Origin of the sequence: Piscibacillus salipiscarius (assembly GCF_042685285.1) — a bacterium.
In the GTDB taxonomy this organism is placed as follows: domain Bacteria; phylum Bacillota; class Bacilli; order Bacillales; family Alkalibacillaceae; genus Piscibacillus; species Piscibacillus salipiscarius.
In genome coordinates this window covers 60,598-72,820 of record NZ_JBHUMZ010000049.1, presented here as the reverse complement: position 1 = coordinate 72,820, position 12,223 = coordinate 60,598, and the positions used below count along the sequence as shown (strand labels likewise).

The window sequence follows — 12,223 nt, the reverse complement described above, 5'->3', positions numbered from 1 at the left end:
TAAATATTCTTTCACAATTTTTAACTTAAAATCGTTACTATATTTCGCCATACAAAACACCCCAAAAGTTAAATTTTTCACTCTAACTTTTGGGGTGCAGTACCATTCAGGCTGAGATTTTACTAATTAATTATTATAAAAGAATGATGATCCTGGACCTAAGTCGACACCTAACATCATCCATACGAATAGTAATAATGTCCAGAACACTAAGAATGCCATTGAGTATGGGAACATAACTGAGATCATCGTACCAATACCCATCTTCTTGTCATACTTCTGTGCGAATGCAATGATAATCGCAAAGTATGTCATAAGTGGTGTAATAATATTTGTAGATGAGTCAGCAATACGGTAAGCCATTTGAGTTAACTCTGGTGATAAACCTAATTGCATCATCATCGGTACGAAAATTGGAGCTAACATTGCCCATTTGGCCGATGCACTTCCGATAAACAAGTTAATAAACCCAACTACTAACATAAATAGAACTAGCAATAAGAATGGCATGTCATTTAAGTTTAAGAACTCAAGGAAGTTCGCACCTAGCACACCAAGAACAATACCCATGTTCGATTCTGCAAAGTAAGCAACGAACTGACCAGCTGTGAAGGCTAGTACAATAAACATCCCCATTGATGCCATTGTGTCTGTTAATTGACTGGCAACGTCCTTATCACTTTTAATATTCTTCGTCACAATTCCATAAACGAGACCCGGAACAAAGAATAAGATTGTAATAACTGGAACAAGAGATTGCATGAATGGTGATTGAATAACCGCTCCATTCTCACCACGTAACGGTGCATCACCAGGTACGATTAATAGTGATAAGAGAACAGCTGATACGACAAATGAAATAATTGCCCAAGTTAAACCTTTCTTTTCAATTGGCTTTAACCCGTTTAAATCTTCACGGTAATCACCTTTATACTCGCCAAGACGTGGTTCAACGATTTTTTCTGTAACCCACGCACCAACAAGAGTTAATAGAAATACTGATGCAATGATGAAGTACCAGTTCATTGCAATGTTAATTGTTTCTGCATACTCAGGACTAATCATCGCTGCAGCATCAATTGTTAATTCACCTAACATCGCATCTGTCGCTGATAGGAACAAGTTGGCACTGAAACCAGCAGATACACCAGCGAATGCAGCTGCAAGACCTGCAAGTGGATGTCTTCCTAATCCTGCAAAGATAACCGCACCTAATGGAGGCAATACGACATAACCTGCATCAGAAGCTACACTTGACATGATCCCTGCGAATACAAGACCTGCTGTGATTAAAACTTTTGGTATGGATAGAACAAATCCGCGTAAAGCAGCACTAATCAGACCAGTGCGTTCCGCAATTCCAATACCTAACATGGTCGCTAGTACAACACCTAATGGAGCGAATCCAATAAAGTTGTCCACCATGCTTTCAAATATATATCGAATTCCTTCAGAGCTTAGAAGACTTTTAACTTCTACTGTTTTATCTTCCCCTGGATGTTCAACGCTTACGCCAAACATAGAAACAACTGCTGATACAACAATTACTAATAATGCTAATATGGCAAATAGCGTAATAGGGTGTGGTAGCTTGTTACCAACGCGTTCTATGCCATCAAGAAAACGTTGAAACAAACCTCTACGTTGTTTTTCCATGTTGATAATTCTCCTTCCAATTTAAATCTTCTGAAAACTTAGATTTCATGTGTTTTAGTAACGAGAAATATTATAAAGGGAAATCACACTAAATAAAACACCCTTTCCAAAACTCTAACTAGGAAAATAATTCTCACTATTGTTAACCTTTCGGATTCCAAAATGCTTACGTTTAATAAAAGAGACTGGATCATAATTTGACCCAGTCCAAAAACTTACTATATTAAGTTTGGTCATATTTATTGACTTCATACAAATCAATTAGTTCTATTTCTGGATGTTGGTCTTTAAACCATTTTAACGCAAACTCATTCTTGAATAAGACTACATGGTTTCCTTCACGATCTTCAACGAGCATATTACGTTCATCAAATAAGCTTTTGTTAACTTGATCCTCAGGAAGCCATCTTGGTACTCTCTCACCTATTGATTCAAGTAATACCTCAGAGTTATACTCATTTTTCATCCGGTATTTAAATACGTCAAACTGAAGTTCGCCAACAGCTCCAATAATATAAGATTCACCTTTGTTTTTCATAAATAGCTGGATGGCCCCTTCTTGAACGAGCTGCTCTATTCCTTTTTTAAACTGTTTCGACTTCATCACATTTTTAGCTGTAACTCTTTTATAAATTTCAGGAGGGAACTGAGGAAGTTCGTTATACTCAAACAATTCCTTACCTTCTAGTAATGTGTCACCAATTCGATATACGTTTGGATCATATATACCGATTATATCTCCCGCATAAGCCTCTTCAACATTATCTCTTGATGATGCTACAAATTGCTGAGATTGCGATAGATTAATGGTCTTCCCGGTTCTCGCTAGCTTAACACTTAAGCCTTTTTCAAACTTACCAGAACATACTCTTAAAAAAGCGACACGGTCTCGGTGTTGGGGGTTCATGTTTGCTTGGATTTTAAAAATAAAGCCCGAAAAATCTGGATTGTCTGGTTGAACGACTCCTTCTTCAGTCTTCCTAGGTGCTGGTGGTGGCGCCATTGATATAAACGTATCGAAGAATGTTTTGACCCCAAAAGGTGCAAGTGCACTTCCGAAAAATACAGGAGTTTGTTCACCTTTTAACACGTCCTCCATTGAAAACTGATCGCCTGCTTCATCTAATAACTCAAGTTCTTCTTCTGCCGTTTGATATTCATCAGTCTTTTTGAACTCATCATACTCAGCTCTTTCTAATTCTTCATATGGAATAAACTGTTCTTGTTCATTACCATGAAATTGGACAAACTGTTTACCTTGCCTGTCAAAAATACCAAGAAACCGTTTACCCATTCCAACAGGCCAGTTCATCGGATACGTTTCAATATCCAATACTTCTTCGATTTCTTCTAGTAATTCAAAAGGCTCTCGCCCTTCACGATCCAATTTATTGATAAAGGTAAAAATAGGAATGCCTCTCATGCGACAAACTTTAAATAATTTTTTTGTCTGAGCTTCAATCCCTTTAGTCGCATCTATAATCATGACAACACTATCGACTGCTGTTAATGTTCGATACGTATCTTCACTAAAGTCTTCGTGTCCAGGTGTATCGAGAATATTGATTTGCAAATCTTTATATGGGAAGTTCATAACACTGGAAGTAACTGAAATTCCACGTTGCTTTTCAATTTCCATCCAGTCTGATGTAGCGAATTTTCCTGATTTTTTACCTTTTACTGTACCAGCTGAGCGAATTAAATTTCCAAATACTAATAACGTCTCTGTTAACGTGGTCTTTCCAGCATCAGGGTGAGAAATGATTGCAAAAGTACGGCGTTTTTGCATTTCTTCTGTAATTGACATTCAAAAAATCCCTTCTATTTAAAATGTAAACTGTTTTTTGATATGGGATTTTATCTTACATTTGCATAATTCTCCTTTGATTTTAACTATTTTTCACCCTACTACTATACAATAAAATTAAGTATGTTTCACTCTTGGAAATTATGATGTCGTCTTCTGATCACTATGCACTTCTCCCCATTCAACCATCATGTCTAATAACGGTTTTAAGTGTCTGCCGTATTCTGTTAAAGAATATTCGACTTTTGGAGGTACATCGGGGTAAGTTGTTTTAGTTAATAATCCATCTTGTTCTAATTCTTTAAGCTGTTTGATTAATGTTTGATGCTTGATTAACGGTATACTCCTTTTAATCTCCCCAAACCTCAAATTTCCTTCATATAATTTTAGTAAAATAACTGCTTTCCATTTACCGCATACGACATCTAACGTTACTTTAATATTTTCTAAATCTTGATCCATTTTAGCTCCTCCTCCCAGTACATTAAAATATACCTCTTTTATAATATTTTTAATCCTATAAAATTAAATTAGGGAGATATATTCATTTCATATCTCTAGAAAGGAGTCTTTTATGGAAAGAAATGAGCATTTAAATCAGGCAGGGAGCCTTTTACATGACCACAACCCTGAAATCTTAAATACATTAACGACTTCCTTAAGTAACGAGGATATAAAAAGAGAATTAAAGCATCTACTTCAAATTATTGAAGAAAGAGTTCTGTATGGTGATGATTTTCTAACCTATCAAGGTGTTAAAGAGGCCGGTTATGAAAAAGGAATAAATGATTCATCCAGCTTTCTAGAATTAGTAGAACTCTTCCCTTATCTTAGTGAGGGGATCTGGAACTATGTTCATGACTTAGATAATGACTATATGCTAACTATGGACGAGCGTCTTCGTTTAACAAAAGAAATAGAATTAACCATACTTCATTATAATGCAGGTTACACAAATGGTTACGTTGATATGATTGGCAATGATCGTAACCAGACGTTGAATCTAAAACTTAATGAACTTTCCGTTCCAATTATAAAAGTTGAAGACAATATTGGCGTCTGTCCGTTGATAGGCGAAATTGATGCTAACAGAGCATCTGTATTAATGAGTAAAACTTTAAATAGCGTCTCAGAAGATCGAATTGATCATTTAATTCTAGATCTAACGGGATTAGGCACTGTCGATCAATTAGTCGCTAAGTATTTATTTGATGTTGTTAATTCAATGGAATTAATTGGGACACAAATTATTTTTACCGGAATTAATAAACAACTTGCCATGACTGCAGTGTCATTAGGAATTGATTTAGGAGATAAAAATATCCACCAAACAGTTAAAGATGCTATGAGATCAATAAATAAAACTGCCTAAGCATGAGTTTCATCTAGTTACAATTTTAGCCACTTCACTCCCAAGAAACGGTCCACTCGTGATACCTGATGCCCCAAGGCCATTTGCAATCATGATTTTAGAGTAACCGGGAAGATAGCCAATATAAGGCGTTTTATTAGGAAGCATCGGCCGAAATCCGATTCGCGATTCAATAAACTTCGCATCTTCTAATCCTGGTGCAAACTTGAAGGCCGTCTTTAATATTTCATATACGCCAACAGCCGAACTTGTTGAATCAAAATCATGATTTTCTTCATGCGCTGATCCAATAAAAACCTTATTGTTTTCAAAACCCACAATATATTTATTATTCGGAAGCATAATGGCTGGCCATTTAGATGGATCATCATGTATCATTTCCAGTTGTAAAATTTGGGTTTTCTGTGAAGTCACATCTAATTTAACGCCAATATGTTTAAGGAAACGATCAGCCCATGCCCCATTTGTGACAATCAATGTTTCTGCATCAAAGGTCTGTCTGCCAATACGTATAGTTGTTTCATTAACCAGTTCTGCCTCACCATGAATGACTTCTGCACCATGTTGCTTAGCACCTTCTTTGAGGGCTTTTTTCATCCAATCTCCGTTTACTCTGGCTCCACCACTTACATGAATGGCTCCCATCCGATTAGATAACATTGGAAAATTTGACTTAACCTCTTCGCCAGTCAATTTAGAAATGTCTTCTATTCCTGTAGCGTTTGTTTTTCTATCTTCTAAATCATCTATCATTTTATCTAATTTATGATCACTTTTATGTAAATGGAGGGAGCCTACCTTTTTATAGCTAGTATTGGTAATGCCATCATTCGCAAGTTCGTTAATAATAGCGGGATAATAATGAGCTCCTTTATTAATCATTTCATATAATTTTGGATTATTTTTTTGTGATAACCAAGGACTAATAATTCCAGCCGCAGATCGCGTAGCCTCACCTTGGTCATGTTGATCGATTAATAGAACAGGCGCCCCTTTTTTAGCTAAATGATACGCTGTAGAACATCCAAGAATTCCTGCACCGACAATGATATACGGTTTCATAGTTGAACTCCTTTAAATTTAAGGTAATCACAGTTTATCAGACCAATTAAATGTACCCAAATAATGAGTTGTTTTATATGTCATTATTCATCACCTTTCTATTTAGAGGTTTCCCCTGTTCTATTCAAACTATTTCAACATAAACTTGAGTAAAAAAGCCAACCGAGACTATTCGTCTCGATTGGCTTTTAGAAACTTTACTTATTCACTTTAATATTGGAGTAAGGGAGCTCTGCGTTTTGAATCATGAGTAAGCTACTTTTTTCCTTTGCATCAACTGGAATATCTTTTTTACTATTAGCAAGAACTTCTGTAGTATATTCTAGCTCAACTTGTTGTTCATTTGTATTGTGCTTGATCCAGCCTCCATCGTTTTCATCATAACTTTCCGTTAAACCATCAAATCCTACTACTTTATACTGGAACTCACCTTCAATTCCTGCATAAGAATTGTCAACAGGTAATCCCATATAATTATCATTGTAAGAGCCACCTAAATCAATATAATACAATGGTGTCATAGCGCCACTAGCGAGGTCGTATAGTACCGAAACCTGATCACCAGTCGCGTCTCCTCCAGATAATACTCCTAAATCAATGTTAAATAAAATACTATCTTCTACTCCATCCATATCAGAATCGATGTAGATATCATATTCAATCATATTAGGTGATTCCCAACTATCTTCACTTGTTACAACAAATTCTGTAACACCTTCTTCTGAACGCGCTCCAACAGCTCTCACATCATAGTGAGTTCCTGTTTCAGCTACATCTTCTTCTCCAAATGAGAAGAAATCAACCTGAGAATCTAAATTTCCTTTATTCGTTAACTTAATAGATTTGTTATTAGAGTTAGCATCAACACGGCTCATCTTCTCTAAAACTGCTTGATATGGTACGCGTAAAGTTTCGCCATTACCTTCTAATACGATGTAACCATCTAACTCTTGTAAGCCGTTAGTGCCAACTTGATTAGCATCAATAGTGAAATCAACTCTTAACTTTTCTTTCTTACCAGCTTCAACAGTTAATTGCTCAGGTAAATCAACTTCAACTGCACCTGATTGATCTCCAAAACGGTTTTCCCAGGAAATGTTGTAGGTTTTTGATTCATCACCTTTGTTCGTAATGGTAACCGTTTCATTTTTTTGTTTAGTTGTCTCATCTTCAATCGGCATATAACCTAATGAAATAGCCTGTGGATATGCGACACTTGTTGTTTCAGCGGCAACATCCACTTGTACACGCCCAGCCCCTTGACGGGATAATGGATACACCTTGCCTTCTAAATCTTCAATGGTTGTCGTCGTGTTCATCATAAGTGATTTAATTTCTTCAGCATTCCAATCAGGTCTTAACTGTTTTAATAAAGCTGCAACACCTGCCACGTGAGGAGCTGCCATAGAAGTACCACTCATTTGAGTCGCACCATTACCACTTCCAACTGCAGCAGAGCTAATCGAATAGCCTGGAGCTGAAATTTCTGGTTTGAATCCGATATCACCACGACCAGGTCCTTTTGAACTGAAATCAGTGATCGTATCCGCTAGCTGAGGTTTAGCAATTTTAATCTCATCTGATAAACTTACCTCTACCGTTTCACCATTAGCTAAAGCATCTTTAATGCTATTTCCAGTAGCTTTAGAAACCATGACGCCTGGTAAATCGACTGGGTCACCCCCCATGACAATTGGGGCGCCTTCCGCATTATTCGCAACAATGCCTGCAACTGCTCCGTTATCAAGAGCTTTCTGTAGTTTCTCCGTAAATGAACATGTTCCTCGGTCGATCAATGCAATTTTACCTTCAGGATTGTCTAAATATTCATCCGCAGAACAACCTTGCCCAACATAAACTGCATCATTCGTAATATCTCCTGATTCACTTAGTGGAGTCGTAATCGCACCTTCCACTGCTTCATATTGACCAGCAATACTTTCAGGTGAATTAACTTCAATTGCACCGACTACAATTCCATCATCAACTGAAGCAGCAACACTAATCGCTTTATCAGCTACCGCAGGAGAACCTGTGATATATGGAACATCACCAGAGTTACCAGCAGAAGCCACTACAACTACTCCCGCTTCAACAGCTAAATTAGCTGCCTCTGCAGATGGATCATTTGGGTGACCATACGGCGAACCTAATGACATGTTTACAACATCCACATGGTCTGAAACATCCCCGTCACCATTTGGATCCATTGCCTTCTCTAACGCTTGAGCTGTAACAGCAGTTGAACCGCCAGCTCCAAATACTTTGTAGGCGTATAGTTCAGCATCAGGAGCAACCCCCTGTCCAACTTCACCTTCAACTTCTAAACCGGCTACTGTCGCTCCAACGTGAGTACCATGACCATGCTCATCTAAAGGATCAGCATCAGGTTTTGGAATACGTTTTTCAGGATCATCAGAACCAGCATCATATTCAGTTCCAACAAAATCCCAACCGCCTACAACTTTAGCTGTCGGAAATGTATCTTCCTCAACGACATCCGGGTCGTTAGACTGATAAGCTTCAGTTGTACCTTCACCACCAAAAGATGCATGAGTATAATCAATCCCTGTATCAATAATAGCAACAGAAATTCCTTCACCTGTTATGTTGACTCCATCAACCACTTTCTCCCATACATCTGGAGCACCAATAAACGGAACAGATGTATCGTTATGCAGTTCAACAGGTTTTACTGGATAGATCGCTGCCACTTCATCTAGCTTAGATAATTTATTCAAGTCTCCTCTTTCAACTTGAGCATATAGACCATTATAGATCTTCTCAAAACTATCAATGACTTTACCATTGTTATGAGCAATTAAAGCTTTAGCATTTTTCTTCTTGTTATTAAGGCCTTTAGCATGTTCCTTTTGAGCTTTCTGACTCATTTTATAACCTTGCTTTTTAGCCTTAGTAAATTCTTTTAATACAGGGTCACCATCAAACTGAATAATGACTTCCACTTTCTCATCCATTTTGGCACCTTTAGGTAGTAAGTCTTGTGAAATTTTACCATCAACTGATGATAAATTCACTTCCTTATAACCTTCAGGAGAAGCTTGAATCGGTGAAGACATCGCCAATAACATCATAACCGATAGAAAAACCAACCAAGCTTTCTTCGATAAATATCTCACTTCTTTCATTTCGTACCCTCCCATATAATAAACAATACTTGCAGGTTAAAATTTCAACGGGAAGGGTCTTTTTTCCTCTAATTATTATCAGAAAAATCAAAATAATATAATAGTCTCAGTATGTTTTTACTATATTTGAATATATGTAGGTCATAAGCAATATTCTTTCGACAGAAAGCTACTCATCCATTTAGCAAATTCTATAAACTAAATTGAAAAAATATTGTCTAGTAAACAAGAAAGTTTTCTAGTAAATTTGCGATTTTGTCTAGTAAAATCGTGAAATTGTCTAATAAATATACAAATTTGTCTAGTAAAACCTTGAAATTGTCTAGTAAATAGTTTCACGAAATGCGCGACACAAGCTTTACTTAAGTACATTTAGACTTACCTAAAATATGAAGACGAATATTAAGGATTGACTTGTCCTTAGATATTCGTCTTCTTCTAATCTCAAATTCTTTTAACCATTATTGTTCTAAATCGACTGGTTTAATCTCACCATTTTCTACTACTGCCATACTTTGAACAACATCAAAGTTACCTTCTTCTGTAATGCCTGGTATGTCATATACCTGCTTCTCTTCAGGGAGTGCTTCAATTCCTTGTTGCATTGCGTCACGAATTGCATGAGCGTCATCTACCGTTCCCGCAGCTTTCATTGCTTCAACTAATATATATGCAGAGATGTAATGGAAACCTGCTTCAGAACCTGGAACTTTGTCATACTTCTCTTTATATTTTTCAACAAATTCGTCTGTTCCTGGATAATCAGAAAATTGAAGTGGATTGACTCCGACACTTCCTTCAAATGTTTCATAAGTACCTGTAACTTCTTTCATTTCATCTAACTTCGCTTGATCCATAATAATAAATCCGCCTTCAAACCCAAGTTCACGAGCTTGTTGTGCAACCTTAGCAGTTGGTTGTGAAGGTCCACCAATAAAAATAACATCTGGATCGTTTTCTAAAGCATTGGTTAAGATTGTAAAGAAGTCAGTATCCTTTGCGAAGTCGATTGAAGAGTTAAAGACGACTTCACCACCTTGTTCTTTCCAATATGGTTCTAAATGTGAAGTCCAGTCTTTGCCATATTGCGACGATGTTGGGAGTAAGGCGATTTTCTTACCGTGGTTCTCCATTGCATATTTTGTGAATGGTGCAATATAACCATCATATCTAGGTGGGATCGCAACTGTTAGACTGTTGCCTTGTTGCGTAATGGCTGGTTCACTCGTATAGGCCATAATCAAAAATTCCTCTTGCTCATTTAACACTTGCTGGGCCATGATACCACCACTATGAGGGGTAAACACTACAGACGCGTTATTTTCTTGAACTAATCTTTGAGCATTTGAAGCCGCTTCATTTGGTAAGTATTTATCATCAAGTGAAACTAAATCAATCGTGTAGTTTTGACCGTCTACATCAAAACCGCCTGCTTCATTAATCTCTTCAGCAGCCATCTCTAAACCACTATACGTCGATTCTCCATAATAAGCTGCAGGACCACTTAATGGACCAGAGTAGCCTATACTAACTTCTTGTGAATCTCCGCTACCTTCTTGTCCTTCTGCATTACATGCTGCTAAGGAAAATACTAAAGCTACCATCGCCAACAACCATGCCAGTTTTTTTAATTTCATACTTTCTCCCCTTTTTAATATAAATTTTAATCAACCTTAGGCCACAAGCTTTTTTCCGGCACCACCCCTTTTAATTTAGGCTCCAATATACGCTTTTCTAACATCTTCATTTGATAAAAGCTCACCCGCTGTACCGTCAACCACAATTTCACCATTTTCAAAAACATAGCCGCGGTCAGCAATCTTCAAAGCAGCATTTGCATTTTGTTCAGCTAACAAAATCGATGTGCCAGACTCATTAATTTGCTTAATTTTCTCGAACATCTGCTCAACAATTAAAGGTGCGAGGCCCATCGAAGGTTCGTCTAACAACATATACTTTGGCTCACCCATTAGGGCCCTACCAATTGCAACCATTTGTTGCTGCCCACCGCTTAAAGAACCAGCCGATTCATTTCGTTTTTCTTGAAGAATCGGAAACATCTCATACACTTCATCTAAGAGCCTTTTCACATGTGATTTCTTCTTACGATGGACATAGCCACCCATAATTAAATTTTCTTCCACACTCATCCCTGAAAACAATTTACGTCCTTCTGCACATTGTATAATTCCTAAATTGACAATCTGGTCAGGTGGTACCCCGACTAGGTTCCGGTCGTTGAGTAATATCTCACCGCTTATAGGCTTATTAAGGCCGCTTATGGCATCAAAGGTTGTCGTCTTTCCAGCACCATTCGACCCGAGTAAGACAACAATTTCACCTGGTGAAACATCAATATTAATACTTTTTACAGCTGTAAACGCTCCATAGTTTACAGATACATTATTTAACTTCAGCATGCTGCTCACCACCTAAATAAGCCTTAATAACATCCTCGTGGTTCATGATGTCATCAGGAGTACCTTCTGCGATTTTCTTACCAAAATTAAGCACCATAATCTTTTCGGCAATACTCATAATCATCTGCATTTTGTGTTCGATTAGACAAACGGTAATCCCATGATCCACCATCTTCTTCATCATGATCGCTAATCCATCTGTTTCATCAGGATTCACGCCAGCAGCTGGTTCATCTAAAAAGACAAGTTCAGGATCAGTCGCAAGGGCAAGTGCAAAAGCAACACGTTTTTTTTGTTCTTGAGTTAAATTTTCGACTACACGATGCGCATAGTTAGTAAGATCTACAAAATCTAACACTTCATAGGCTTTATTGAGGCACTTTTGTTCTTCTCTTTTGAGTCTAGGCGTTCTAAAAACCGCATCAAATAAGTTAGAACTCGTCCTTAACCTATGACCAACGATGACATTATCCAGAACGGTCGCTTTCTCAAATAAATTTGTTGTCTGAAAGGTTCTAGCAATACCTAATTTAGCAATTTTATTAGAGGAGAGATGTGTAATGTCTTGCCCCTTAAAATACACCTCGCCACTAGTCGGCGGATAATAGCCACTCACTAGGTTAAAGAATGTTGATTTACCAGCACCATTTGGGCCAATAATGGCGTTGATTTTTCCTTCTTCAATTCCAAAATTGACATCATCCACCGCTGTTAATCCACCAAACTTTTTGGTTAAATTTGTTGTTTCAAGAAGCAC

General features: G+C 37.4%; 9 protein-coding genes. 1 reads left to right on the top strand and 8 read right to left on the bottom strand.

Going from position 1 to position 12,223, the window contains the following annotated elements; translation table 11 throughout:
* Nucleotides 1–126: 126 nt before the first annotated feature.
* The 3 genes from ACFSW4_RS13980 to ACFSW4_RS13970 all read right to left on the bottom strand — a co-directional run bounded on the left by ACFSW4_RS13980 (nt 127) and on the right by ACFSW4_RS13970 (nt 3,925).
* Nucleotides 127–1,656 (bottom strand): AbgT family transporter, encoded by a 1,530-nt coding sequence (locus ACFSW4_RS13980; RefSeq protein ID WP_377330041.1) that lies wholly within the window; start codon nt 1,654–1,656, stop codon nt 127–129.
* A gap of 223 nt (nt 1,657–1,879) precedes the next feature.
* A complete protein-coding gene (locus ACFSW4_RS13975) occupies nt 1,880–3,463 on the bottom strand; it encodes a peptide chain release factor 3 (protein WP_377330039.1) in 1,584 nt (527 codons plus the stop codon).
* 141 nt (nt 3,464–3,604) lie between these two features.
* On the bottom strand, nt 3,605–3,925 hold the full coding sequence (locus ACFSW4_RS13970; protein WP_054754159.1) for a winged helix-turn-helix transcriptional regulator: 321 nt from the start codon (nt 3,923–3,925) through the stop codon (nt 3,605–3,607).
* 112 nt (nt 3,926–4,037) lie between these two features.
* Between ACFSW4_RS13970 and ACFSW4_RS13965 the strand changes: the two genes are divergently transcribed.
* The gene (locus ACFSW4_RS13965; RefSeq protein WP_054754161.1) at nt 4,038–4,835 is read left to right on the top strand and encodes an STAS domain-containing protein; all 798 of its coding nucleotides are present in this window, start codon (nt 4,038–4,040) and stop codon (nt 4,833–4,835) included.
* A 9-nt stretch (nt 4,836–4,844) separates the two neighbouring features.
* Here ACFSW4_RS13965 and ACFSW4_RS13960 read toward each other — a convergent pair whose 3' ends face one another.
* The 5 genes from ACFSW4_RS13960 to ACFSW4_RS13940 form a co-directional block, all read right to left on the bottom strand.
* Nucleotides 4,845–5,897 carry an NAD(P)/FAD-dependent oxidoreductase gene (locus ACFSW4_RS13960; protein ID WP_377330036.1) on the bottom strand — a complete coding sequence of 351 codons (1,053 nt, stop codon included), beginning with the start codon at nt 5,895–5,897 and terminating at the stop codon, nt 4,845–4,847.
* A gap of 197 nt (nt 5,898–6,094) precedes the next feature.
* The gene (locus ACFSW4_RS13955; protein ID WP_377330034.1) at nt 6,095–9,046 is read right to left on the bottom strand and encodes a S8 family serine peptidase; all 2,952 of its coding nucleotides are present in this window, start codon (nt 9,044–9,046) and stop codon (nt 6,095–6,097) included.
* Nucleotides 9,047–9,507: 461 nt separating this feature from the next.
* Entirely contained in the window at nt 9,508–10,683 is a 1,176-nt protein-coding gene (locus ACFSW4_RS13950) for an ABC transporter substrate-binding protein (protein ID WP_377330032.1), read from the bottom strand.
* A 75-nt stretch (nt 10,684–10,758) separates the two neighbouring features.
* Entirely contained in the window at nt 10,759–11,466 is a 708-nt protein-coding gene (locus ACFSW4_RS13945) for an ABC transporter ATP-binding protein (protein ID WP_054754172.1), read from the bottom strand.
* The gene (locus ACFSW4_RS13940) at nt 11,450–12,223 is read right to left on the bottom strand and encodes an ABC transporter ATP-binding protein (RefSeq protein ID WP_377330030.1); all 774 of its coding nucleotides are present in this window, start codon (nt 12,221–12,223) and stop codon (nt 11,450–11,452) included. The genes ACFSW4_RS13945 and ACFSW4_RS13940 overlap by 17 nt, the downstream gene beginning before the upstream one ends.

Excerpts from the sequence above, each read along its gene's own strand:
- ACFSW4_RS13955 (WP_377330034.1), bottom strand. The coding sequence starts at position 9,046 with ATGAAAGAAGTGAGATATTTATCGAAGAAAGCTTGGTTGGTTTTTCTA.
- ACFSW4_RS13950 (WP_377330032.1), bottom strand. The coding sequence starts at position 10,683 with ATGAAATTAAAAAAACTGGCATGGTTGTTGGCGATGGTAGCTTTAGTA.
- ACFSW4_RS13960 (WP_377330036.1), bottom strand. The coding sequence starts at position 5,897 with ATGAAACCGTATATCATTGTCGGTGCAGGAATTCTTGGATGTTCTACA.
- ACFSW4_RS13965 (WP_054754161.1), top strand. The coding sequence starts at position 4,038 with ATGGAAAGAAATGAGCATTTAAATCAGGCAGGGAGCCTTTTACATGAC.
- ACFSW4_RS13970 (WP_054754159.1), bottom strand. The coding sequence starts at position 3,925 with ATGGATCAAGATTTAGAAAATATTAAAGTAACGTTAGATGTCGTATGC.
- ACFSW4_RS13945 (WP_054754172.1), bottom strand. The coding sequence starts at position 11,466 with ATGCTGAAGTTAAATAATGTATCTGTAAACTATGGAGCGTTTACAGCT.
- ACFSW4_RS13980 (WP_377330041.1), bottom strand. The coding sequence starts at position 1,656 with ATGGAAAAACAACGTAGAGGTTTGTTTCAACGTTTTCTTGATGGCATA.
- ACFSW4_RS13975 (WP_377330039.1), bottom strand. The coding sequence starts at position 3,463 with ATGTCAATTACAGAAGAAATGCAAAAACGCCGTACTTTTGCAATCATT.